Below are 24393 nucleotides of genomic sequence, written 5' to 3' on the forward strand. Positions count from 1 at the left end.
CTTTACTCCCCGCGCGCGTCGGGAAAGGTCACGGTCACCGGCTGTCCCTGGCGCAGGCGGCCTTGCGGGTCCTTCACCGTCAGGCGGACGCGGTAGACCAGGTCGGCGCGCATGGCCTCTGTCTCGACCGACTTGGGCGTGAATTCCGCCGTCGTGGCAATCGAGCCGATGGTCGCGGAAAACGGCTGTTCGATGCCATCGACTTGGACGCGCGCGGTCATTCCCGGTGTGATCTTGGCGAGGTCGCCTTGCGCGATATAGGCGCGGACCCGGACGGGTTCGGTCAGGGCGAGCGACACGACCGGCTGCCCCGCCTGCACGATACTGCCGGCCTCGCGCATGCGGGTGATGACCTGGCCGCGCGAGGGAGCGAGCAGGCGGGTGTCGGACAGGTCGGATTGCGCCAATGCGCGCTCGGCTTCGATGGCCTGCCGGTCCGCGCGGCTCATCGCGCGGTCTTCGGGTCGCTCGCCCGCCTGCACCAGCGACACGGCCGCTTCGGCGTCCGCGAACCGGGCCTCGGCCGCCTGCACCGCGGCGCGGGCGGTATCGACCTCCGCCTTCGAGATGAACCCGCGGTCGATCAGCGCCGCGCGCCGGTCGTACTGCCGCCGGGCTTCCTCCAGCTGTGCGCGCGCATCTGCCAGACGTGCGCGGCTGCCGGCGATTTCCTGCGGGCGGGCGCCGGAGCGGTCCCGCTGCACCGCAGCGTCCGCCGCCGCGAGCCGCGCATCCACCCCGGCGAGCTGGGCTTCCAGCGGACCCCGGTCGAGCTGTGCCAGCAAGTCGCCTTCGGAAACCACGTCGCCTTCGTCCACCAGCAGCCGCTCGATCCTGCCGCCCGTGCGAAAGGCGAGTTCGACTTCGTTGATTTCAACATTGCCGTAAATCTTGAGCTCGCTCTCGGCCTCGGCAGCACCCCACCATCCGAAGGCGCGACCGGCGAAGAAGATCGCGGCGCCGAGCGCGGCCACGATCAGGATTTTGCGCAATGCGCCCCTCGCCTTGCCTGCCACCGCAAGCCTCCCCCCTTGTCGTCGCAGGATGTGCAACCTCTCCGGAGGCGATTGTGCGCGCACTCAGGGGCGCGAAGCAACCCTATTTACGGTCACTTATCCCCAAGGCGGAGAGGCTGCGTTCGAGCATCACCAACTGCCAGAGTATCCGCCCGTGGTCGGACCGACCGGAAATGTGGCGGTCCGCAAGATCGGAAAGCGCCTTGGGATCGAACCAATCGAGCGCTGCCAGCGTCTTGCTGCGGGCCACCTGCCGGGCCGACGATGCCAGCGGTCCGCGAAACCATTCGGCGATCGGCATCACGAAGCCCTGCTTGGGGCGGTAGAGGATGTCGCGCGGCAGATAGCGTTCCATCGTGCGCTTCACGATTGCCTTGCCCTCGCGGCCATTGACCCGCTGCCCTTCCGGCAAGGCGGCGGCAAACTCCACGAGCCGGTGGTCGAGCAGCGGTTCGCGCGCTTCCAGGCTGGTCGCCATGCTGGTGCGATCGACCTTGGTCAGGATATCGCCCGGCAGCCAGAACTTGAGGTCCGCATATTGCGCGCGGTCCAGCCCGCTGCGCGCCGGTGCGGTCTCCATCGTCTCGACGAACGGCTGCTCCGCGCGATAGTCGCCCCGGGCCTTGAGGAAGGCTTCGGAATACAGCGCGGCGCGCTGGTCCGGCCCGGTAATCGAGACGGCAGCGGCATAGGCTTCGGCCCCGCTCACCGACAGGGCGGACAAGGTCGCCTTGGCGCGCAAGGGCCGCGGCGCCCAATCGGCCTTGGGATAAATGCTAGCGAGCGGACCGAGGATTGCCGAGCGAATGCCCGCCGGGATGCGGTTGCGCAGGCGATCCTCGTGATGCTGGAAGACTTGGCGCCGATAGCCTGCCAGCGCCTCGTCCGCGCCGTCGCCGGATAGGGCGACAGTCACATGCTCGCGCGCCAGCTGGCACACCCGCCAGGTCGGCAGCGCGGAGGCGTCTGCGAACGGCTCGTCGAACATTGCCGCAATCGCATCCAGCGCGCCGAAATCGTTGGGATCGACGCGGCGTGACTTGTGGTCGGTGCCGAACAGCGCAGCGATACGCTCTGCGTAAGAGCTTTCGTCCACCGCCTCGACATCGAAGCCGATGGAGCAGGTGGTGACCGGCTGCACGCTCCCTTCCGCCATCAGCGCGACGACGCTGGAGCTGTCGACTCCGCCCGAAAGGAATGCGCCCAGCGGAACGTCGGACACCATGCGCGATTGCACCGCTTCGCGCATCAAGTGCAGCAATTCCGCCTCGAGATCGGCGGATTTGCCCTTGCGCCGTTCGGCGAAAGTGATGTCCCACCACTGGCGCGGTTGCGGCGCGGGCTTGCCCATGTCGAACAGGCGGTAATGACCCGCCGGCAGCTTCTCCACGCCGGAGAGGAAAGACCGGTGATCAGGCACATAGCCCCAGGTTATGTAATCCTCGACCGCCAGCATATCGACGCTGCGCCGCATCAACGGGTGGGCGAGGATGGCTTTCAGTTCGGAAGCGAATGCGATCCCGCCGTCGCTGAGCCGTGCCATGAAAAGCGGCTTCACCCCGAAACGGTCGCGCGCCAGCAGCAGCTGCTTCTTCTCAAGATCGTAAAGCGCGAAGGCAAACATGCCGTCGAGGCGGGAGAGGCAGACCTCGCCCCACTTCTGCCAGGCGGCGAGGATGACTTCGGTGTCGCCATCGGTGAGGAAACGGGTGCCGTCCTTTTCCAGCTCGCGGCGCAAGGCACGGAAATTGTAGATTTCGCCATTAAAGACAATGACCGCGCGCCCGTCGGCGGACAACATCGGCTGCGGCGAGCCTTCCAGGTCGATGATCGAGAGGCGGCGATGGCCGAGCGCGATGCCATGATCGGTCCACACGCCCGCGCCATCGGGGCCGCGATGTGCGATGGCATCGCACATGCGCTCCACCCGCGCCGGATCGATCGGACGGGGGTTTTCCGGATGGATGATGCCCGCAATCCCGCACATGGCGCGTCGCCTAGCGCGGCGTGGTGATGCCGTCGAGCCATTCCCCGCGCGGGGAAATGCTTGCGGCGAAGTCGACCACGGTGGCTTTCGCGTCGTCGCCCTCCGCCGAAAGGATTAGCGTCGCGGTGCGTTCTCGCTGCATGGCGAGCTTGTCGAGCAGCGTGTGCAGCCGCAGCCGCGCCCCGCTGCCGGTGACGCTATCTCCTTGCAGGTAACTGGTCTCGGCATAGCGCTTGTGGTCCCCCGCGATCAGTAGCCATTGCGCCGAATGGTCTGCGCCGCCGGAAGCATCGCCCAACCAGCGCCAGTCGGAGCCCGGCACCAGCGCGCCGGTGCCGAAAGTTGCAGCCTCCCGCTCCGGCCCCTGCGAGGAATAAAGCGCGACAAACACATCGACCCGGCGGCCGTCTGCGTCGGTGTAGCTGCCTAGCAGGCGGTGGTCCGCGCCGGGGGCTTGCGGCTCCCACGCGAAGCGCGGCGCATAATCGGTCCGCGACCAGCCCGCAACTTCCGGCAAGTCGATCAACGAAGGCACGGTAGCGCGCGCATTCCCGCTCGCTAGCGACCATGCCGCGGCGAGCGCGAGCATAGCCGCCGTCAGGACCGCCGCCAGCGATGGCCGCATGGACGGGGACGAGATGCGCGTGAGCACAGGCTTGGCCTCGATCGCTGCCGCGTCGATCGCGGGCTCGTCCGCAGCCCGGTCGAAGAAGCGCCACGCGAGCGCGAGAACCAGCGCAAGGACGAGCGCAAAGAAGATCCAGCCATAGAAAATATGGTCGAAGCCGGCGGCAAACTCGACGCCCTGCGACTGCGCGATGTAGATCGTGCCCCATGCCCTGATGCCGTTGGCCAGGATCGGGAGGATGAGGGCGAAGGCCATGAAGGTGATCCGGCGCGGCCAGCTGCGGAACCCGACATGCGCCACCAGCGTGCCGAGCGCGGCCATGGCGACGAGGAATTTCACCCCCGAACACGCCTCCGCCACTTCGAACAGTCCCACTGGCGTGTCGATGAACACGCCATCGATAACGGCGGGAATGCCGCTCCATTCGGTCAGCTGGATGGTGATCGCTGCGGTCACCATCTGCAACGGCGGGACCAGCTCGTCGCCGAACGGCACGAGGAAGACCATGTAGGCGAGCGGGAACAGCAGGCCCCAGGCAACGCGGGGCCCGAGGATGGCGAGCACGCTGCCCTGCAGCATTGCCACCACCCCGGCTTGCCGGAACAGGTCGATGCCTGCGAGCGCGCCGCACAGCCACAGGAAAGCCGCGCCGAAGACGACGAAGAGGCCTGGCCACCATCCCTGCGAGACGAGCTTGGCCAACTCGTCCCTGCGCGTGGCGACCAGCCAGGCGAGGATCGGGGGAATGAAGACGATGTGGTTGTAGGTCGAACTGTTCCACCACTGATCGGCCATGCGCGCCCAGTCCGGGAAGAACAGGGCAAACACCACCAGCCAGCATCCGGCCAACGCCACGAGCGGCCGCTGCCACGCGGCAGGTACCCGGCCCGCCAAGTTCCATGCGCGGTTGCGCAGCGGGGCCTGGCTCAGCTCAGCCGACATCGCGCGCCGGCTCCCGATGGACCGGGAAGCCCATCAACGCGGGCAGCTTCTCGAGCATGGCGGGCCAGCTGCGATGGTCGAGCACATAGTCCCGGCCCGCAGCGCCAAGCGCGTTGCGGCGCTCGCCGTCTACCAGCAGCGCCAATGCGGATGCTGCGAAATCCTCGTCACTGTCTGCAATCTCGAGATGGACGCCCGCTTGCGCTTCGATCCCGGCCGCGGCCTCCGGCGTGACGAGGACGGGCCGGGCCATCGCCATCGCCTCAAGCACCTTGTTTTGCACTCCGCGTGCGATAGTAAGCGGGGCCACGACGATATCGGCTGCCGCAAGGAAAGGGCGCATGTCGGGCACGGCGCCCCACACGCGGGTTCCGTTCAACCCGTCCAGTCGCTGCACTTCCGGCGAGGGCGCGCGGCCGACGATATGGAATGCGGCATCTGCATGAACCCTGCGAATAGCGGGCATGATGCGCCGCGCCATCCGCTCCACTGCGGCCACATTCGGCGCGTAATCCATCTGTCCGCTGAAGACGAAATGCGGGCCTTTCGTGGCCGCAATGTCCCGCTGGGGCGTCGCGCTGCCCTGGGAAAAGAACTCTGCATCGATACCATTGCCGAGCGCCTGCACGTCGGCCGCGCTGCCACCGGGCAATCGGCTGCGCATCAGCTCTGCTTCCGCTTCGCTCACCAGCAGCGCATGATCGGCCGCCTCGCACAGGCGGACTTCCTCGCCGTGAAGCAGGCGGGCTTCGCGGGCGTCGATCCATGCGCGGGGGCCGTTGCCATAGTCGGCGTAGGCGGCAAATTTGGCCGAATCGACATCGACCAGGTCGACGACGAGCCGCCCGGTCCAGTCGGCCGGGACGTACTGCCCCATCTGCCCGGAAAAGACGTAGATTGCGCCGATCGGTCGGTCTCGCAGGGTCTTTTCGACCCAGTCGTGCAGGCTTCCGCTGCGAAATGCAGTGAGGCTGACCGGCTCGCGGCTCGCCAGCGCTTTCAGGCCTGCGACGGCAAGCGGCGTGGTCCGGCGCGCGAGGTGGAAGCTATCGGCGATCGCCGCCAGTTCGCCCTCCTGCGCCATGTCGTCATCGCTTTCACCAAGCGTGCCGACATGCACCGGCGCGATGGCAGCCAGCGCCTTCAGGATGTGGTGCGAACGTATCTTGTCCCCGCGATCGGGCGGGAACGGCACGCGGTGCGCGAGGAAGAGGATTTCGCTCATTGGCCCGCCTCACCCGAGGCTGCGGGCGATGAAGGGGCCGATGCGGTTTGCGACGGACAGCGGCAGGCGCTGCCACGCGGCGATCTTTGCCGAATTGCCGTCGCTGGTGGGGTCGACGTCGCGCGGCTTGCAGCCCGGCGCGGTCCACTTCGCATAAGCGAGCGGCTGCGGCTCGAACCCCCAGTTCTTCTTGTAATGCCACGGCCCGCTGCCGGTCTTGCTGCGCCCGAAATCGAAACGCGTCATTCCGCGGCGGCGGGCGTGCCGCATCAATTCGAAATACATGCGGTCGTTGGCGCGCAAAGGCCGCGCCCCCGCCGTTCCGCCGCCCCAATAAGGGAGGACGGCACCATCGTGGTAGAGCGACAGGACGCTCGCCACCGGCGCGCCATCATGCCGCAAGGTCAGGATGTCGGCGTCGAGCGTATCGAGTACCGCATCGAACAGGCTGCGCGGAAACACCGGCGTTCCCAGATTGCGGACGCTTTCCGCATACACGCGGTAATGATCCGACCGGTCTCGCTCGGAGACGCCGACCGAAACTTTCAGGTCGTTCTTCAGCCCCTTGCGCACCTCGGCGCGGGCCTTGCGCGGAATTCCGAGGAGTTCGGCATCGTCGTCGGCAGCAAGATCGCGCACAAAGCCGCAATGCGCCTGGTCCTGGACGCGCCACCCGGCAGGCGCTTCGCCGCCGCGCAGCTCGACTTCCTCGCACGACAGGCGGATGGCCAGTTCCTCTGCCGCCCGTGCAAGTCCGGCGTGGCTTGCTTCGTCGAGAGCGAGAATACCTCCTTCGACAGCAAACCCGCTCGACACGAGCGCGCGGCCGAAGACCGGCGAATGCACTTCGGTCAGGGGGAGGAAGCCGGTGAGTTCGCCAGCCCGCTCCGCGAGGATGCCATGGGCGACCTGCCCTGTGCCCTGCTCCACGGCAGCGAGCCACTGCGGACGGTGGAACACGCTGCCGCCCTGCTCCGCCACGAACGCCTCCAGCCGCGCGCATTCGTCCGGCTCGGCAAGTCGGGCGGCGCGCACCTGGATGCGGATGTGGGCGAAAGGTGCATTCACGCGGCCAAGCTCTCCGCCGATTGCGCTTCGCGGTGGGCGATCATGTCCATCCGGCCCCACGCGAACTCGTCCACCAGCTGGCGCAGCTTGTCCGCCATCTGGTCGAGCTTCGAATAGTGGCGCAGGCGCGACTTGAGCGGCGCCCCGGCCACGCGCGGCTGGCCCGGGTCGATTTCCCACGGGTGGAAATAGAACACGGCGGGACGCGCGTCGGTGCGATTCACCTGCCGGATTGCCCAGCGCGAGAAGGCGTAGGGCAGCACGCGGAAGAACCCGCCGCCGCCCGCTGCCAAGCGCTTCCCGCCGAACATGGCGGTCGTCACCGGAATTTCGACAAGGTCGCTCCACGGCAGCGGCTTGAAGGCGAAGCGCGGGGCGTCCGCCCAGCCATAATGATCATGCGTGACCGGCGCGACGCTGCTGGAATAGGCATAGCCCTGCTCGGCCAGTTCCGCATAGGCCCACGGCGTGCGGTGATCGATCGAGAAACTCGGCGCGCGATAGCCGGTGATGCGGACCCCGCCGGCATCCTCCAGCACCTTGCGCGCGCGGTCGATGTCAGCTCGAAACGCCTCGCGGCCCAGCTTGAAGACGCGGCCGTGGTCCCAGCCATGGCTGGCCAATTCGTGGCCGCGCGCCACGATTTCACCGATCAGCGGCTTGTGCCGCTCGGCCACCCAGCCCAGCGTGAAGAAGGTCGCCTTCACCTCGGCGGCATCGAACATGTCGAGGATCAGCCGGACATTGCGGTCCACACGGTCGTCGAGGTTGTCCCAGTCGCCGCGCTCGATCACGTTCTCGAACGCGCCGACCTGGAACCAGTCCTCGACATCGACCGACAGGCCATTGACGATGCGTGCGGAATCCATGCCGCCTGCTCCCTCAGGCCGCGATCGAGCGGTCGTTTTCGATCCAGTCGATCAACATCGTCAGCGTATGGCGGATGATCCGCTCCTGGTCGGAAAGCTGGTCCTCGATCCGCGACAGGCGCTCGGCAAAATCGGTGTCGTCATTGCCCTCTGTATCGCGGGCTTCGGACAATTCGACGATGGCCTGCTGCAATTCGGCGATCTGCGCATCGCGCTCGGCAAGCAGCGCATGGACCGCTTCGAGGTCGACCGTGGGAACGGGCTCCGGTTCGGCAATCTCGGCAGCTTCGGGTTCCGGCGCTGAGAAATCGGCCGTCTCTTCGGGCTCCTCCGCGAAGTCGTCGGCGCTTGGCGGTTCGGCAGCAATCGGCTGAGCCACGGGACGCGGTGCGGGCGCAACGCCGTTGTCGGCGGCGATTTCGTCAAGCACGTCCTGCAGCATGTCGGTGTCGAGATACGTCTTCTGCTCCACCGCGCCGAGCAGCAGGAGCCGGGTTGCGACCTGGTTGATCTTGCGCGGCACACCGTCAGTGGCTTCGTACAGCTTGGCGAAGACCGCCTCGTCGAAGCGCGGCCACTCGCCGTCCCAACCCACGCATTTCAGGCGATGCTCGATATAAGGCTTCACCTCGCTCGGCTCCATCGCCTCAAGGTGATGGGTGGCAATCACGCGCTGGCGCAGCTGTTCCAGAGCGGGATGCTGTTGCAGCGTATGGCGGAATTCCGGCTGGCCCAGCAGCAGCGTCTGCAGGAGCGGGTGATTGCCGAGTTGGAAATTGGAGAACATCCGCAGCTCTTCCAGCGCCTCGATCGACAGGTTCTGCGATTCGTCGATGATGAGCAGGCAGCGGCGACCGGCGCGCGCTTCCTCGTGCAGCAGGCTCTCGATCATGCCAAGCGCGGTCGCCTTGTCGTGGCCTTCCACCTCGATGCCGAATGCCTGGGCGACGACATGGACGACCTCTTCCTCGTCCAGCTTGCTCGTCACGATCTGCGCGATAGTCAGCTGGCTCGGGTCGATGGTGCTGGTCAGGTGCGCGACCAGCGTCGACTTGCCCGAACCGATCGCCCCGGTGATGACGATGAAGCCCTCGCCCTGTGCCAGCCCGTAGCCGAGGTAGCTCAACGCCTTGCGATGCGTGCCGCTCTGGAAATAGAACGCTGCATCCGGCGTCAGCTGGAAAGGCCGGCCGGTCAGACCATAGAATTCATCGAACATTGTCTGTCGTCCCCGGTATCAGAAAGTGTAGCGCAGGCCGAGCGCGGCGCGCGCGGTCCACAGGTCTTCGAGCAATTCGTCGTCGCGCAGCACGCCGTCGATCCCCACCGCTGCCGAGGCCGAGAGGCCCGCTGCCAGCGTACGGTAATAGGACGCGGTGCTTCCGATGTTCACCAGCTCGCTATCGTCGGCAAAGCCACTCTGGAACAGGTTGGCATAGCCGTTCAGGTTGAAGCTGGAGCGGCGATCGATCTGCGTGTTGTAGAAGGCTGATGCCCAGTAGTTTTCGTCCACGACGCCATCGGCAACCGCCAGCACGGTGCCTTCAGCCCCGATATATTCGCGGTTGTCGTAACCGAGGCCGAGGCCCCACGACGAACGGCTGAGGTTGCGGGCATAGGTCGCCCCCACCCCGCGCGAACGGAACGTGCCGGAGCGGACCGAAGCCAGCGCCGGGCTGAGGCAGGTCGCCCCTTCCGTGCCGCCGACGCAGCCGAAGATGTCGCCCGTCAGCGGATCGCGATTGGCGCGGAAATTGGTCGGCAGGTCGGCCAGCGTGCTGGTCAGCTGGTTGCCGAAGCCCTGCACCTGGTCGTAGACGCCGACATTGAGGCTGGTCCGCGTATTGGGCTGGTAGGACAGGCTGCCCCAGTAGCTGGTGGAGCCGTAACGGCGCCCGACATAGGCCTGCGCAGCGGTGCGGCGCGAAGGGCGCCACATCACGCCGACATCCCAGATCAGGCCATCGGCCTCGTACGCAATGGTGCGCGGCGCGCCGTCGTCGGTGACGAAGCGCCCGTCGGGGCCGAGCAGCGGTGCATCGGTTTCCGGATCGCGTACGGCGTCGCGGCTGGAAATCTCGACGTCCTCGTAGCCGATGCCGCCGACCACGGCGACAGTCGAGCTGACCGGCACCGTCACATCGCCGCGCACGCGGAAGTCGCGCACGCGCTGGTCGAGGTTGGAAATATCTTCCTGCACGAAGCTGGAGCCCACGCCTACGCCGACCGGCAGGGCCTCACCCGGACGGCTGGCAATGCGCGCCTGCGCTGCATGCACCGTGCTTTCGTCGAACACGTCGATCGGCTCGATGGCAGGGTTGGCGGTGACCACGTCCTGCTGTTCGACCTTGGTGTAGCCGAAGCGATAGGACGCCTCGGTCTGGAAATCGCCGACGCGGCCTTGCAGGCTTGGCCCGGCATAGGCGGAATATATCTGCGTCGAGCGATCGTCCAGCACGCCGAAGCTGTCGGACAGGGCACCGTTGCCTTCGATGGACGTGCGAGTCGCCAGCGCGCCGGCCTCAACGAAAACGTTGCGCGGGACGATGGCGGTCGATGCACGGGCGATGCCGCTGATCGTGTCGCCGTCCACGCCGTTGTCGTCATAGCCGATGCGCCGTTCGTAGCGCAGCGAGACCGACGCATCGGTGTTGCGCCCGTCGATATAGGTGTCGATGCCCGCGGCGACGCTGGTGTAAGTCACCACGTCGTTGCCCGGATCGAGTTCGGCGAAGAGGATCTGGTTCACTTCGATATAGGGATCGACCTCGATCCGCTGGGTCGAAGCTTCGCTTTCCCCGCGATATTCGCGACTTTCCTCGCGCTCCTGCGCCATGGCCTGCGCGGACGGGACCAGGGCTGCGGCAATCGCCAGGAGAGCGGTGGTGGTGAAACGCATGGGGTTACCCTCCGTAACCGTAGTAGGTCCCGAAGCGGCGACCGCTCGGGCTGAAACTGGTGGCATTGAGAACGAGCTTGATGTCGTGGCAGTCGGCCAGCAGCGACACCGCATCCTCCAGCGAGCTGCGCGAGGTGCGGTCGGCACGGGCGATCAGCAGCGCCTGCAGCACATGCCCGGCCAGCTCTGCCGCGGGAGAAGCGGCAAGCGCAGGCGGGCTGTCGAAAATGACGAGGCGGTTGGGTGCGCCCTGCGTCAGCCGCGCGAGAACCTCATTGGTCCGCTCGCTGGCGAGATATTCGCTGTCGTGTTCGGTTTGCGTACCGGCAGGCAGGACGCTCAGCCCCGGCATGTCTGTGCGAATGACGCAGTCGGCGACATCGATCCGGTCGTCCGCCAGCGCATCCATCAGGCCCTTGCCGCCCGACAGGCCGAGCGTGGACAGGACGGAAGGCTTGGCGAAATCGGCATCGACGAGCACGACTTCGCTGTCTTTCTCGACCGCCATCGCCAGCGCCAGGTTGCACGCGGTGAAGGTCTTGCCCTCGCCCGGAAGCGGCGAACAGACGAGCACACGCTGGCCGAAACCATTGCCGCCGGCCTTGGCGGATTGCATCACCTGCCGCTTCAGGATGCGGAATTCCTCGAGCAGCCGGCTCGATCCGCTTTCGGGAATGATCAGGCCCTGCTCTTCCAGGCGGTCGCGATCGATCGTCTGGCGCGGCGAGGTGAAGTCGACACGCGGCAGTTCGGGTTCGGGAGCCGGGACGGGTTCCGCGGCGGCCACCGGCTCGGGTTGAGCGACCGGGGCTGCCGACGCGGGTGTCGGGGCCGGAACCGGCAGGATCTTCTCGACCACGACCTTGGTTTTCTCGGCTTTCTTGCGCACCCGCTTGGCAGGCGGCGGCGCGAGGTCGCGCGGCACCGGGCGGGCATTGAGGCCGCCGACGCCGAACGTGTCGGTCACCCGCTCGAGCAGCGAGTTCTTCTTCGCTTCGCCCTCGCCTTCGCCGCTATCGGGCACGGGAATCTTGCTGTGTTCGGTCATTGTCCCGTTCCCCCTCAGGCCACCATGCCGCGCTGCACGAATTCGACCCCGATCAGGATCACGAACACCGCCGCAAGGCCGCCGCCCGCTATCGCGAACTGTTTCAGGCGCTTGTGGGAGAGGATCTTGCTCGCCGGTGTCGGGCTGGTCGAAACGGTACCGATCACCGGCAGCTCCAGTGCCTTTTCGAGCCCTGCCGCCGTCTGGAAGCCGGAGCCGATCTGGCCGGCGAGGAAGGCGACACCCGCCCCCGCACCAAGGCCGAGAACCAGCACGGCTGCCAGCAGCAGCGGGCGGTTCGGCGCGGCCGGCACGCGCGGGCTAGTGGGCGGATCGATGACTTCGAACTTGATCGCGCTGCGCTCGGTTTCCACCGAGCCGCGCAGCTTCAGTTCTTCGCGGTCCTGCAGCAGCTTGTCGTATTGTTCGCGCAGCACCTCGTAATCGCGGCTGATGCGGGTTGCTTCGGCGGCCACGCCCGGCTCCTGCGCCTGGCTCGCCATCGTCTGCGCGATTTCCGTGCTGAGCGCGGCCTTGCGCGATTGCAGCGCAGTGACATTCGCCTGCCGTTCCGCCTTGATCGAAAGCAGGGAGCTGTACGCCGGGTTCATCGACGAGGTGCCGCCGCCGCCTTCGGCCGCGGCTTGCGGGCGCAGCGCCTCGATCTGGCGGTTCATCGCGATCACGTCGGGGTGGCTGTCGGTCAGGCCGCGGCCTTTCAGCCCAGCGAGCTGCGAGCGTGCCTGTGCTAGTGCAGCGCTCGCGGCGCCCTGTGGTGTGGCACCGGCGATGGTGCGCGGCGTGTTGCCGAGCTGGCCCTCGATAGCGGCCAGGGCACTCTGTGCAGCGGCAAGGTCGCTTTCAACGGCGCGCAATTCGCTGCGCGTGTTCGCTAGCTGTGCACCGATGGCGGCCGCGCCGCCGATCAGTTCGGGGTTCTCGGCCTCGAACGCCAGGCGGCGCTGCTCGGCCTCTTCCAGTTCGGCCTGCCGCTCGGCCAGCTGCTGGTCGAGAAACGTGATGGATTCGCGCATTTCACCGCGTCCGCCGGCGAGGTTCTCCTCGCGGAAGATGTCGATCATCTTCTGGACGATATCCTGCGCCAGCACAGCGTTCTCGCCATCGGACAGGTCGCTCCGGCCGCTGCTGGCGGTAATCGTGAACAAGCTTTCCTGCTCGCTGCTGACCTGGATGTTCTCGGCCAGGTCCTCTACCGCGATTTCCATCTGCCGGGGCGAGGTCACGTCTTCACCGATGCGCGTGGAGCGCACGACTTTCTCGAGGTTGATGGCGCTCGTCAGCGTCTGGCGAACGCGCTGGATATCCTTCTCGCGATTGCCCGCGCCGATCCCGATCTGCTGCGCCAACGCATCGTCCAGCTGCACGAGGATACGGCTGCGGCTTTCGTAGCTGTTGGGAATGAAGGCGATGGCCGCCCATCCCAGCAGGCACACGCCCCACGCCACGCCGAGCGCCAGCCAACGCCGGTTCCAGACCGAATAGAGCGCGATGCGCAGTTCTTCGAGGATCTGGTTCATGGGGTCGGTGCCGCCTTAGAAATTGCTTTCCGGGATGATGACAACGTCGCCCGGACGCAGCATCACGTTGGCGGAGCTGTCGCCGTCCTTGAGCAGGTCGGCGAGGCGCAGGCGGTATTCGCGCTGCTGGCCGCTCTCGCGGTCGAAACGGATCAGCTTCGCGCGGTTGCCGCTGGCGTATTCGCTGAGGCCGCCGACGGCGATCATCGCGTCGAGCACGGTCATGTTCGCACGGTAGGGGATCGAGGCCGGCTGCGCGGTCGCACCGACGATGCGGACCTGCTGGCTGAACGTGCCGGCGAAATTCGTCACGATGACCGACACGATCGGCTCGGAAATATACTGGCTGAGTTGCAGGCGGATGTCCTCCTGCAGCATGGCGGGCGTTTTGCCGACCGCCGGCATGTCGGTGACCAGCGGCGTCGTGATGCGCCCGTCTGGGCGGACCTGCACACTTTCGGCGCTGAGTTCCGGATTGCGCCAGACATGGATGGTCAGCTCGTCGAGCGGGCCGATGATATATTCCTCGCTCGGCCCTTCCTGCAGCGGCACGTGCTGGACGGACGGCAGTTCGGGGCCGGAAGCCGCGCCCGCGCAACCGGTCAGGCCGAGCACGGCCATGGCGGTACCGGCGAGCAGGGAATTGATACGTTTCGCGGACATACGTCCTCCATCCTTCACAAAGCTGCAGGCGACAGAGCCTGCGGATCCACGATGCGCGATGGCGGAAAAGGGTGAACATACCGTTAGCCAAACGGCGTTAATCGGCCGCGTCCCAAGGCGGGACTGCAGCCCTTCAAAGGTTAACGGGCGTTAGGAGCCGGTTGCCGGGGCCATGATCTCGCGCGCCGGCCCCTGCCCGAGGAACTGCGCCGGGCTGGCCGTGGCGCCATAGGCCCCGGCGCAGAACACCGCCACCACGTCGCCCACCCCGGCTTGCGGAACTTCGACTGCATCGGCGAGACGGTCGAGCGGGGTGCACAGGCACCCCACGATGCTCGCGACTTCCTCTACCGGTGCATCGAACCGATTGGCGATTGCGACCGGGTAATTGCGGCGGATGACCGTGCCGAAATTGCCCGATGCGGCGAGCTGGTGATGCAGGCCGCCGTCGGTGACAAGGAACGTGTGCCCGTGGCTTTCCTTCCGCTCGACGATGCGCGTCAGGTACACACCCGCTTCCCCGACGAGGTAACGACCGAGTTCGATCGCGTATTGGGTTGCGGCGAACTCTTCCGGCAGGTCGGCGAAGCGCTCCCCAAGGAACGCACCGATGGGCGCGATGTCGAGCGGTTCGTCGCCGTGGAAATAGGGGATACCGAACCCGCCCCCCATGTTGAGATGCGGCAGCCCTACCCCGGCCTCGCGGCAGAGGCGAAAGGCGAGGTCGAGGATATTGCCGAGCGTTTCGATCAGCGCCTCGTGATCGAGGGCCTGGCTGCCGGTGTAGATGTGCAGTCCGCGCCATTCCGCCCCGCTCTCGGCAATCCGGCGCGCAAGCGCGGGCACGCGCTCGGCATCGACACCAAAAGGCTTCGCCCCGCCGCCCATTTTCATGCCGGAGCCTTTGAGCTCGAAATCGGGATTGACCCGGATCGCCAGGCGCGGCGTGTGTCCGGTCGCCTGGCCGATGGCGAGCGCGCGTTCGACTTCGCCCTCGCTCTCGCAATTCAGTGTCACGCCCGCAGCGATTGCGGCGCGCAATTCCTCGTCCCTCTTGCCGGGCCCGGCGAAGCTGACGGTGGCGGGGTCGATCCCGGCCTCCATCAGCATCGCCAGCTCGCCCCCGCTCGCGATGTCGAACCCGTCCACCAGCGGCGCCATCGCGTCGATGACCCCGCGAAACGGGTTGGCCTTGATCGCGTAATGGATCGACAGGCGGCGCGGCATGGCATCGCGCAAGGCCGCCATCTGCGCCTGCATCCGCGCCTCGCTATAGACGAACAGCGGCGTTCCGCCCGCCTCGGCGATCCACTCGTCCGCGGTCTTCGCGCCGATGACGAGCTGGCCGCCTGTCGCGGTGAACCCCGCCGGGATGGGCCCTGTCGGCTTCATGCGGCGATCTCCTGCATCAGGGCGGTGCGGTCGATTTTTCCGTTCGGGTTGAGCGGCATCGCCTGGCGCCAGTGGATGACCTGCGGCTGCATGAAATTCGGCAGTTGCCGCACAAGCTGCTTCGCCAGGGCCGGGTCCTCCATCGCCGTCCCGTCGGCGGCACGGACGACGAGATGGATCGCATGGCCCAGCTTGGCGTCCGGAACGCCGAGCGCACAGGCTTCGGCCACGAGGCCGGAGGCAAGCGCCGCTTCCTCGATCTCCTGCGGGCTGATGCGGTTGCCGGAGCTCTTGATCACGGCGTCGCGGCGGCCGACGAAATAAAGCAAACCGTTCGCATCCCGCTTCACGCGGTCGCCGGACCATACCGCCGTGCCGCCATAGCGCGATGCTACCGGTGCCGGCTTGAACCGTTCCGCCGTGCGTTCGGCATCCTGCCAATAGCCTTGCGCCACCAGGGGTCCGCAATGGACCAGCTCGCCTTCATCGCCAGCCCCTGCCACCGTGCCGTCATCGGCGACGACGAGTATTTCGGCAAAGGGGATGGCTTTGCCCATCGACGTCGGATTGGCGTCGATCAGTCCGGGATCGAGATAGGTCGACCGGAATGCCTCGGTCAGGCCGTACATCGCGTAGATGTCGGCATCGGCGAAATCGGCCCGCAACGCCCGGACGAGATCGGGCGTCAATGCGCCGCCGCTGTTCGTGAGCCGCCGCATCGAAGCCGTGGCGTCGCCCGGCCAGTCGAGCTCCGACAGCTGGACCCACAGCGGCGGCACCGCAGCGAGCGTCGTGACGCCATGTCGGGCGCAGGCTTTCACCACGTCGCGAGGGAAGAGATAATCGAGCGGCGTCACGCAGCCGCCCGCATACCACGTGGAAAGCAGCTGGTTCTGGCCGTAATCGAAGCTCAGCGGCAGGACTGCCAGAGTGACGTCGTCGCTGGACAGCTTGAGGTAATGGGACACGCTGACGGCACCCAGCCAAAGGTTCGCATGGCTCAGCATGACGCCCTTGGGCCGGCCGGTGCTGCCGCTGGTGTAAAGGATTGCCGCCAGGGAGTCCGGATCGGCATCGGAGGGGGGCAGCGCTGCGTCCGACTGCGCAACGTCATCCCACAGGCTTGATTCCGAAAGCGTATCGCAATTGGCGGGGATGTCGCCGCTTTCGAGTGACGCCAGTCGCGCTTCGTTGGCGATCAGCAGCGCCGTGCCGCAGTCGGCCAGGATATGCGCCGCCTGCGCCCGCTTGAGCAGCGGGTTGATCGGCACGTGCACAAGGCCTGCCCGCGGCGCGGCCAGCGGCAGCAGGCACGTAAGCTCGCCCTTGGCGGCCCAGCTCGTCACGCGTGCGCCCTTTTCGGGAATTCGTTCGGCGAGCCAGCCCGCCAATTGCGCAACACGGGTTCTTAAGTCACCATGGGTAAGCGTGCGATCCTTGAGCACGAGCGCAGGCGCGTCCGCCCTGCCTCTTTCGGCAAGATGATCGAGCGGGCGCGGATCGGGATCGGGCGGCTGGGGCATGGGCCTCGGGTCGACAGGGGGCAAGGAACGCGGTGGACGGCGGCAGCTATCACGACGTGGTTACCAAACTGCAAGCCTTCGCCCAAACGGCGAAGGGACCATTTGCACGTCCCGAGTGGTTCGGACTGCTTGCGAGGCATGATAGCGCTTCACAAACAGTAGCCGCAAATGATTGTTCTGCATTCGTTATTGTGGAGGATGAGGGCGGAATCCGAGCGTCTGCGAATTGGTACAGCTTCACCTGGCATCCGTTCGGGGAGCGGAAAGGCTTTGCCGATCTGGCGCGAGGCCTGCGCCGGTCTGCCGCACACCTATCGCTCGGTCCGCTGGCAGATGAGGACGGCACGGCGAGCGCGCTTCTCGCAGCATTCCGCTCCGCAGGCTGGGTTGCCGCGCTCGAGGCGTGCGATGTGAACCACGTGCTGGACCTTCGTGGCCGCGATTATACGGCCTACCTTGCCGATCGGCCGGGGCGCCTGCGCACCACGATCAAGCGCAAGTCCAAGAAGGTCACTTGCGAAGTTTTTACCGAATTTCAAGAGGATGCATGGCAAGCTTACGAGTGGGTCTATGCCGCCAGCTGGAAGCCCGAAGAGGGTATGCCCGCCATGTTACGGGAATTTGCTTCGCAGGAAGGCGAAGCTGGGCGGCTGCGCCTCGGTCTCGCCTATCACGAAGGCGAGCCGGTCGCGGCGCAATTCTGGACGGTGGAAAACGGCACTGCCTACATCCACAAGCTCGCCCACACCGATGCGGTCCAACCGCTGTCGGCCGGGACGGTGCTGAGCGCGGCGCTGTTCCGTCACGTGATCGACGATGATGGCGTCACGCTCGTCGATTTCGGCACTGGCGACGATTCCTACAAGCGCGACTGGATGGAGCAGGTGCGCACGCGATATCGCCTGCTCGCCTTCGATCCGCGCCAACCGCGCGCCTGGCCGCGCCTCGCCCGCAGGCTGTTCCGCAATCCGCGCGCCTATCTTGCCTCCCGGCGAGCACGTGGCTAGAGCGCGCGCAAGCAATCGGGGGCGACAGCCACAATGGACCAGCAGGAACAGACCGGCGCTGTGGCAGAGGAAACCACGCCTGGCGTGCCGACGCGAGGGCAGACGGATGTCCTCCTCAGGACGATCTGCGCCGATGTCCTCGGCCTTTCCGACGAGCAGGTCGCGGAGTTCGAAGAGGACACGGGCCTTTTCGGACATCTTCCCGAACTCGATTCCATGGCCGTTGCCGGCCTCCTCACCGAGATGGAAGACCGGCTCGACATCACCATCGACGACGACGATGTCGACGGGGAAATGCTGGAAACCTATGGCGGGTTGCTCGATTTTGCCCACGGCAAGCGGACCGCGGGCTAAGACCCTACCGTGCTGAGCACCTGGCCTTGCCGGACGGGTGACGAATTTGCCCTGTGCTTCGATTCAGGGCGCGATTACCGGATCCTCGTCAGCCCCGCCCTGTTCGATGAAAGCAACAAGCTGCGGCATTTCACGGCCGAGCTGATGAGGGCGCTCGATGCGGCGGGCCTCGACACGTTCCTGCCTGACCTTCCCGGCCAGAACGAAAGCGTCGCCGGTTTGTCGCAGCAAACGCTTGCCGGCTGGGCGGATGACATGGCCGCCGCGGCACAGCACTTTCAAGCCACGCATGTCTTTGCCATCCGTGCGGGTGCGGCCCTTGCACCGGACCTGCCGGGTTGGGATTACGCCCCCCTGCCCCCTGCAAAACAGCTCAAGTCAATGCTCCGTGGGCGGACACTTGCCGCTCGGGAGGCGGGCCGCGAGGAGACGAGCGCCGCGCTGCTCGAGCGCGCGCGGACCGAAGGACTGGAGCTGGCCGGATACGCATTCGGGCCGCAGATGATCGCGGCACTGGCGGACGCAGATACCGTGCCACCATCGCGCAGGCGCCCCATCGCGCAGGCGGAATTGCCGGGCGCGGGCCTTTGGCTGCGGGCCGAGCCGGAGCACGATGCAAACCAGGTCAGTGCGATGGCGGCGCTGATAGTGGCGGAAGTCGGCCAGTGACCCGGCGGCACGTCGCATTCGAAGTGCTTGGCGAAGGCTGCGCCGGCTCACTCGACGAGGCGACCGGCAAGATCGGCTTGCTCATCATCAGCGGCGGCAATGAGACCCGGGCGGGTGCTTTCGGCGGCCAAGCAAGGCTCGCAGCCCGCATAGCTGCCGCGGGTTACCCCGTGTTCCGTTTCGACCGGCGCGGTATCGGCGACAGCGAAGGGGCCAACCGCTCATACCGCAATAGCGGCGAGGATATTGCGGCCGCATTGGCCACATTCCGCCGCGAAGTCCCCGCGATGCAGCGCGTGGTGGCATTCGGCAATTGCGACGGGGCGAGCGCAATCGTGCTCCACCGGAATGTCACCTTCGATGCGCAAGTCCTTGCCAATCCTTGGGTTTTCGAGGAGTCCATATCCACCGACATGGCGCCGGCCGAGGTCCGCGAACGCTACGCCTCGCGACTGAAGGATCCGCGCCAGTGGCTGCGCTTGCTGCGCGGCGAATTTTCGCTGGCGAAGCTCCTGCGCGGGCTCAGTCAGGCCGCCGCGTCCCAACCCGCCAACTCGCTGGCCGCCGGTATCGCAGGACTTTCCGGGCCGACCCGCATCTTGATTGCCAGGCGCGATCGCACCGGGCGTGCGTTCATGGAAAGCTGGGATAGGTCCGATCCCCTGCTGCAAATCCACGAAAATGCCGACCACGGTTTCTCAGGCGACGCACTCAAGTGGCTGGAAATGCAGCTAATCTCTACGCTCGAAGAAACTGACAAGCTCGACATGGGTTGACCAGCGGAACTGCCCGACAGGGCGAATTTCCCGCAATTCATACCCCCCTTCGACCAGCACTTTCGCGTCCTTGGCCCAGCTTTGCGGATTGCAGCTGACGTAGACGACGCGCGGCACTGCCGAGGCGGCAAGTTGCCCCACCTGCTCCTTCGCTCCGGCGCGAGGCGGGTCGAGCACGACGCCGTCGAAAGGCGCCAGCTCGCCCGCGCGCAGCGGATTGCGGAACAGGTCGCGGTGGTACGCCTCGACACCCGCCTGCCGACGTCGTGACGCCAGAAGGCAGGCGAGACTGCTATCGCGCGAGGCTTCGTAAGCGTCGATCTTCGCATCGTCTCTCAAGGCGAAGGCAAAGGTGCCGAGCCCCGAAAACAGGTCGGCAATTCGCGCGCAATCGGCCAGCCACTCCCTCGCAGCGCCCACCAACGCCGCCTCGCCGTCCGCCGTGGCTTGCAGGAAGGCTCCCGCAGGAAAACCCACCGAGATACCGCCGAGGTCGACCGAGACCGGCTCCGGCTCCCAGATGGCCTCGGTGCCGTAACCCTGGTCGATGGTGAGGCGCGCAAGCCCTTCGCCTTGGGCAAAGTCGAGCAACGCCTGGGTTTGATCGAGTCCCTCGAATGTCAGCTTGCGGATATCGCAGGCAACGCCTTGCTCGGCGCAAGCAAGGTCGATGTCGCAGGCATATTTGCCCGGCCAGTGCGACAGCAGCTGCCGCAGCGGCTCGACCAGCGCGAACAGTTCCGGCGCCAGCACATGGCATTCCTTCAGGTCCACCACCTGGTGCGAGCGGGCTTCGCGAAAGCCGATGACCGGCCGCCCGCCCCCGTTGATCGCATGCAAGGTCGCCCGGCGGCGTGACTTCGGCGGCGAAAGGTGGGCTGACGTCACGATGCCGGTCGGCAAGCCCTGGCCTTCGGCGGCGTTGGCAACGCGGGAGCGTACGAATTCGGCGAGGATGTCCTCGTCCATATGCTGCAACTGGCAACCGCCGCAGCGTTCAAAGTGGCGGCACGGCGGATCGACGTGGTGCGGGCCACGCTCCAGCGACCCGTCGGGCAGCAGTGTGTCGCCGGTGACCCCGCCGGCCACATGGTTGCCGCCGGTGGTGACGCCGTCGCCGCGCGCCGCAATGCGGATGATTTTTTCAGCTTCGGACATGGTTTGGGGTCAGCGCTCTGCAAGAGCCGCGCCGATTTGATCCAGCGCGGCGGGGAAGCGATAGCGGTCGTCCTGCACCCGCACTTCGAGCATGTCGCCGGATACCGAGTTCGCCGCCTCGAATGCGCCATCCGCCGCGGCGAGCCCCGTGCGGTCCGCTTTCGCCACGAAGCGGCGCAGTCCGCCGCCGGGATGCCTGACTACGAGTATGTCCTCCCCGTCCACGCGCGCGCGTTCGACGGAGCAATCGTGCGCAAAGTCTTCCGCCCCGCCGACCGCGCAATCGACCAGCGAAGCGGGATCGGGCGGCGGGTCGCCGGCGCTGCACGCGGCGAGCGCCGGTACCGCCAGCACGAAGGCGCGGCGCGTCATTCCGTCTCCAGCGCCAGCAAGACGCGCCCGGCGATATCGGCGATCATCGCGGCGAAGCGGGCCTGCCCCGCTTCTGTCGAGATCAGGTCGTTACGGATTTCGATCGTGCAATAGGGCCTGCCATGCGCCTCGGCATGGCGGTTCATCGTCGCGTTCAGTTCCTTGCCGGAATAAGGTTCGTTATCGCCCACGTTCAGGTTCTGCTCGCTGAACAGGCGGATGGCATGACGCGCGGCGCGATCGTCCTGATTGTAGAGCAGCCCGATTTCCACTTCGCGCTGCTCGCCTGCGCTTTCCAGCTTCGGCGTGAAGCTGTGCAGCGAAATGATCAGCGCCGGATTGGTCGCGTCCAGCCACTTGGCCAGCGCATCGTGATAGGGCGCATGATAGGTGCGAATGCGGCGGTCGAAATCCGCGCCGATATTGCCGGGGATCAGGTGCCCGTCGCTGGTCGTCGGCACGGCGGCCGGATTGTCCGGCTCGCGGTGGAGGTCGCATACGAGCCGGCTGACGCAGGCGATGTGCGCCGGAATGCCGTGACGCCGGGCCAGCCGGTCGGCGACACCTTCCACCCCGATGTCCGCGGCGATGTGGTTGTCGAGCAGGCTGGGGTCGATGCCCAGTTCGACCTCGTCGGGCACGAAGTTGGAGGCGTGGTCCGCCACCAGCACGATCCGGGCGGGCGCCACATCACCCACCTGGCGGTAAGGCTGGCCGTCGATCATCGCAAACATCCTCTCATCTGCCACCAGTCGGGCCGGTCGCCGGCAATCTTCGCCGCGTGTTCGGCGCAGGCGGCTTCGTCTTCGTAGAGCGCATAACAGGTCGCGCCCGATCCCGACATCCTGACGAGAGAGGTAGGCCCATCGCGGAGCAGTTCCAGCACTTTCCCGATTTGCGGCGCGATCGACAGGGCCGGTGCCTCCAGGTCGTTGCGGCCGGCGCGGGCGATGTCGGCGGCTGTTCCTGCGGGCATGGGTCCGCGATCAAGCCCGTCCCATGCGGCGAAGACTGGGCCGGTGGGCATCCTGGTGCCATCGTTGAGCAGGAGTACCGGCGTGCCGGCGAGGTCGTTCTCGACCGGCGAAAGCTCTTCCCCTATGCCGCGCCCGGCGCACGTAATGCTGTCGACGCATGCCGGCACATCGGCACCTAGCCGCGTGGCGCGCTCCCGCCAGTCGTCCGGCAGGCCATTCATCTCGCGGATAATGCGGAAGACCGCCCCCGCGTCGGCCGACCCGCCGCCCAGGCCGGCTGCAACGGGCAGGTTCTTCTCAAGCGTTACGTCGAGCCCGCCGTCATGCGGCAGGACGGATAGCGCCTTGGCGACGAGATTGTCGAAAGGATCGTCGATACCGCCGGCGAGGGGGCCGAGCGTGGTGACACGGTCAGCCGCGGCACGTTGCACCGTCAGCTCGTCACCCGCGTCGACGAAGGCGAACAGAGTCTCGAGCTCGTGATACCCATCCTCCCGCCTCCGCCGCACATACAGCGCGAGATTGATCTTGGCGTAAGCGGTTTCGCGCATTGCGTCCTCCCCGTCGGGGAGAGTTCACATGTTCGGATAGTTGGGCCCGCCGCCGCCTTCGGGCGTGGTCCATTCGATGTTCTGGTTCGGGTCCTTGATGTCGCAGGTCTTGCAGTGGACGCAGTTCTGGCTGTTGATCTGGAACTTCATCGCGCCCGTGTCCTCATCCTCCAGCCATTCGTAGACACCCGCAGGGCAATAGCGCTGCGACGGGCCGGCATAGACTGCAAGCTCGCTGTCGTGCTGCAGTTGCAGGTCCTTCACCTTCAGGTGGTTTGGCTGGTCCTCGGCATGATTGGTGAAGCTGAAGGCGACATTGGTCAGCCGGTCGAAGGTCAGCTTCCCGTCGGGCTTGGGATAGTTGATCGGCGTGTGCAGGTCCGCGCGCTGCAATTCCTCGTAATCGCGGTGATGCTTCATGCTGAGGGGCAGGCCGATCTTGAGCGTGCGCATCCACATGTCCGCACCGGCCAGCACCGTGCCCACGTCGCCGCCATACTTGGCGACCAGCGGCTGCGCGTTCTGCACTTTCTTGAGCTCGGTTGCGATCCAGCTATCGCGCACGGCCGCATCGTAATCCATCAGCTCGGTCTTCTCCGAACCTGCGGAGATGGCCGCAGCAATGCTTTCGGCGGCCAGCATCCCGCTCTTCATCGCGGTGTGGCTGCCCTTGATGCGCGGCACGTTGACGAAGCCCGCCGCGCAGCCGACGAGCGCGCCGCCCGGGAACGCCAGCTTCGGCACGCTCTGCCAGCCGCCTTCGTTGATGGCGCGCGCGCCATAAGCCACGCGGGTGCCGCCTTCGAGATATTCGCGGATTGCCGGATGTTCCTTCCAGCGCTGGAATTCCTGGTACGGACGGACGTACGGGTTCTTGTAATCGAGCGCCGTCACGAAGCCGAGCGCGACCTGGCCGCCCGCCTGGTGATAGAGGAAGCCCCCGCCCCAGGTATCGCTTTCAGACAGGGGCCAGCCCTGCGTGTGGATCACGCGGCCGGGAACGTGCTTCTCGGGATCGATGTCCCACAGTTCCTTGATGCCGAGGCCGTAGACCTGCGGCTGGCAATTCGCCTCCAGGTCGAAGCGTTCCTTCATCTTCTTGGTAAGGTTGCCGCGCGCACCCTCTGCGAACAGCGTGTATTTCGCGTGGATTTCCATGCCCGGCTGGTAATCCGGTTTGTGGGAGCCATCGGCAGCGACGCCCATGTCCTGCGTGATCACGCCTGACACCGCGCCATTCTCGTCGAACATGACTTCCGACGCCGGGAAGCCGGGGAAGACCATCACGCCCAGCGCCTCTGCCTGTTCGCCAAGCCAGCGGGTCAGGTTGCCAAGGCTGCCGGTGTAGCAGCCCTCGTTGGACAGGAACGGCGGCATGATCAGGTGCGGCAGCGCCATCTTCTTGTTTGCGCCAAGGATCCAGTGCCAGTTGTCCGTGACGGGCGTCTCCGCCATCGGGCAATCCATGTCGCGCCATTCCGGGAAGAGCTCGTCCAGCGCCTTGGGATCGACGACCGCACCCGACAGGATATGCGCCCCGATTTCGGAGCCTTTTTCGAGGACCACGACCTCGAGTTCCTCGTTCAGCTGCTTGAGACGGATGCTCGCGGCCAGTCCGGCGACCCCGCCGCCGACAATCACCACATCGCAGGGCATCGATTCACGTTCGGTCATGGTCCACTTTCTGTTCGCTTTGCGGTCCCACAGCACTTGATTGCTGCGACGCGGCAG

22 protein-coding genes are annotated in these 24393 nt (G+C 66.3%); 4 read left to right on the forward strand and 18 right to left on the reverse strand.

Going from position 1 to position 24393, the window contains the following annotated elements; translation table 11 throughout:
• Window positions 1-2 precede the first annotated feature (2 nt).
• The 13 genes from QQW98_RS12705 to QQW98_RS12765 all read right to left on the reverse strand — a co-directional run bounded on the left by QQW98_RS12705 (window position 3) and on the right by QQW98_RS12765 (window position 16798).
• Window positions 3-992 (reverse strand): HlyD family efflux transporter periplasmic adaptor subunit, encoded by a 990-nt coding sequence (locus QQW98_RS12705; RefSeq protein ID WP_290135298.1) that lies wholly within the window; start codon window positions 990-992, stop codon window positions 3-5.
• Between the two features lie 106 nt (window positions 993-1098).
• The gene (locus QQW98_RS12710; protein WP_290135299.1) at window positions 1099-3003 is read right to left on the reverse strand and encodes an XrtA/PEP-CTERM system amidotransferase; all 1905 of its coding nucleotides are present in this window, start codon (window positions 3001-3003) and stop codon (window positions 1099-1101) included.
• Window positions 3004-3013: 10 nt separating this feature from the next.
• Entirely contained in the window at window positions 3014-4573 is a 1560-nt protein-coding gene (xrtA, locus tag QQW98_RS12715) for an exosortase A (protein WP_290135300.1), read from the reverse strand.
• A complete protein-coding gene (locus tag QQW98_RS12720) occupies window positions 4563-5798 on the reverse strand; it encodes a TIGR03087 family PEP-CTERM/XrtA system glycosyltransferase (protein ID WP_290135301.1) in 1236 nt (411 codons plus the stop codon). The genes xrtA and QQW98_RS12720 overlap by 11 nt, the downstream gene beginning before the upstream one ends.
• A gap of 9 nt (window positions 5799-5807) precedes the next feature.
• Window positions 5808-6866: a FemAB family XrtA/PEP-CTERM system-associated protein gene (locus QQW98_RS12725; RefSeq protein WP_290135302.1), complete on the reverse strand. Its 1059-nt coding sequence runs from the start codon at window positions 6864-6866 to the stop codon at window positions 5808-5810.
• On the reverse strand, window positions 6863-7735 hold the full coding sequence (locus QQW98_RS12730) for an XrtA system polysaccharide deacetylase (protein ID WP_290135303.1): 873 nt from the start codon (window positions 7733-7735) through the stop codon (window positions 6863-6865). The genes QQW98_RS12725 and QQW98_RS12730 overlap by 4 nt, the downstream gene beginning before the upstream one ends.
• Before the next feature lie 13 nt (window positions 7736-7748).
• The gene (locus tag QQW98_RS12735) at window positions 7749-8954 is read right to left on the reverse strand and encodes an XrtA/PEP-CTERM system-associated ATPase (protein WP_290135304.1); all 1206 of its coding nucleotides are present in this window, start codon (window positions 8952-8954) and stop codon (window positions 7749-7751) included.
• Window positions 8955-8972: 18 nt separating this feature from the next.
• A complete protein-coding gene (locus QQW98_RS12740; RefSeq protein ID WP_290135305.1) occupies window positions 8973-10634 on the reverse strand; it encodes a porin family protein in 1662 nt (553 codons plus the stop codon).
• A 4-nt stretch (window positions 10635-10638) separates the two neighbouring features.
• On the reverse strand, window positions 10639-11682 hold the full coding sequence (locus tag QQW98_RS12745) for an AAA family ATPase (RefSeq protein WP_290135306.1): 1044 nt from the start codon (window positions 11680-11682) through the stop codon (window positions 10639-10641).
• Window positions 11683-11696: 14 nt separating this feature from the next.
• Entirely contained in the window at window positions 11697-13220 is a 1524-nt protein-coding gene (locus tag QQW98_RS12750) for an XrtA system polysaccharide chain length determinant (protein ID WP_290135307.1), read from the reverse strand.
• A 15-nt stretch (window positions 13221-13235) separates the two neighbouring features.
• Complete coding sequence (locus tag QQW98_RS12755) at window positions 13236-13883, reverse strand: XrtA/PEP-CTERM system exopolysaccharide export protein (protein ID WP_290135308.1); 648 nt, start codon at window positions 13881-13883, stop codon at window positions 13236-13238.
• Between the two features lie 150 nt (window positions 13884-14033).
• Window positions 14034-15275: a pyridoxal-dependent decarboxylase, exosortase A system-associated gene (locus tag QQW98_RS12760; protein ID WP_290135309.1), complete on the reverse strand. Its 1242-nt coding sequence runs from the start codon at window positions 15273-15275 to the stop codon at window positions 14034-14036.
• Window positions 15272-16798, reverse strand: coding sequence for an acyl-CoA ligase (AMP-forming), exosortase A system-associated (locus tag QQW98_RS12765; RefSeq protein ID WP_290135310.1), 1527 nt, complete (start codon window positions 16796-16798; stop codon window positions 15272-15274). Before QQW98_RS12765 ends, QQW98_RS12760 begins: the two co-directional genes overlap by 4 nt.
• A 191-nt stretch (window positions 16799-16989) precedes the next feature.
• On the opposite strand from QQW98_RS12765, the gene QQW98_RS12770 reads away from it, so the two are divergent.
• The 4 genes from QQW98_RS12770 to QQW98_RS12785 are packed head-to-tail and all read left to right on the forward strand — an operon-like array spanning window position 16990 to window position 19604.
• Window positions 16990-17805 (forward strand): GNAT family N-acetyltransferase, encoded by an 816-nt coding sequence (locus QQW98_RS12770; RefSeq protein ID WP_290135311.1) that lies wholly within the window; start codon window positions 16990-16992, stop codon window positions 17803-17805.
• Window positions 17806-17838: 33 nt separating this feature from the next.
• Window positions 17839-18159, forward strand: coding sequence for a phosphopantetheine-binding protein (locus tag QQW98_RS12775; protein ID WP_290135312.1), 321 nt, complete (start codon window positions 17839-17841; stop codon window positions 18157-18159).
• A 9-nt stretch (window positions 18160-18168) separates the two neighbouring features.
• Window positions 18169-18828 (forward strand): hypothetical protein, encoded by a 660-nt coding sequence (locus tag QQW98_RS12780; RefSeq protein WP_290135313.1) that lies wholly within the window; start codon window positions 18169-18171, stop codon window positions 18826-18828.
• On the forward strand, window positions 18825-19604 hold the full coding sequence (locus QQW98_RS12785; protein ID WP_290135314.1) for a hydrolase 1, exosortase A system-associated: 780 nt from the start codon (window positions 18825-18827) through the stop codon (window positions 19602-19604). Before QQW98_RS12780 ends, QQW98_RS12785 begins: the two co-directional genes overlap by 4 nt.
• Here the strand turns inward: QQW98_RS12785 and QQW98_RS12790 are convergent.
• The 5 genes from QQW98_RS12790 to QQW98_RS12810 are packed head-to-tail and all read right to left on the reverse strand — an operon-like array spanning window position 19560 to window position 24336.
• A complete protein-coding gene (locus QQW98_RS12790) occupies window positions 19560-20762 on the reverse strand; it encodes a class I SAM-dependent RNA methyltransferase (RefSeq protein ID WP_290135315.1) in 1203 nt (400 codons plus the stop codon). The genes QQW98_RS12785 and QQW98_RS12790 overlap by 45 nt on opposite strands.
• A gap of 9 nt (window positions 20763-20771) precedes the next feature.
• Entirely contained in the window at window positions 20772-21134 is a 363-nt protein-coding gene (locus QQW98_RS12795) for a hypothetical protein (protein ID WP_290135316.1), read from the reverse strand.
• The gene (locus QQW98_RS12800; RefSeq protein ID WP_290135317.1) at window positions 21131-21859 is read right to left on the reverse strand and encodes an N-formylglutamate amidohydrolase; all 729 of its coding nucleotides are present in this window, start codon (window positions 21857-21859) and stop codon (window positions 21131-21133) included. The genes QQW98_RS12795 and QQW98_RS12800 overlap by 4 nt, the downstream gene beginning before the upstream one ends.
• Window positions 21856-22662 carry a 4-(cytidine 5'-diphospho)-2-C-methyl-D-erythritol kinase gene (locus QQW98_RS12805; protein ID WP_290135318.1) on the reverse strand — a complete coding sequence of 269 codons (807 nt, stop codon included), beginning with the start codon at window positions 22660-22662 and terminating at the stop codon, window positions 21856-21858. The genes QQW98_RS12800 and QQW98_RS12805 overlap by 4 nt, the downstream gene beginning before the upstream one ends.
• Before the next feature lie 24 nt (window positions 22663-22686).
• Complete coding sequence (locus QQW98_RS12810) at window positions 22687-24336, reverse strand: electron transfer flavoprotein-ubiquinone oxidoreductase (protein ID WP_290135319.1); 1650 nt, start codon at window positions 24334-24336, stop codon at window positions 22687-22689.
• Window positions 24337-24393 lie beyond the last annotated feature (57 nt).

The organism is Alteriqipengyuania flavescens (assembly GCF_030406725.1).
Classification (GTDB): domain Bacteria; phylum Pseudomonadota; class Alphaproteobacteria; order Sphingomonadales; family Sphingomonadaceae; genus Alteriqipengyuania_B; species Alteriqipengyuania_B flavescens.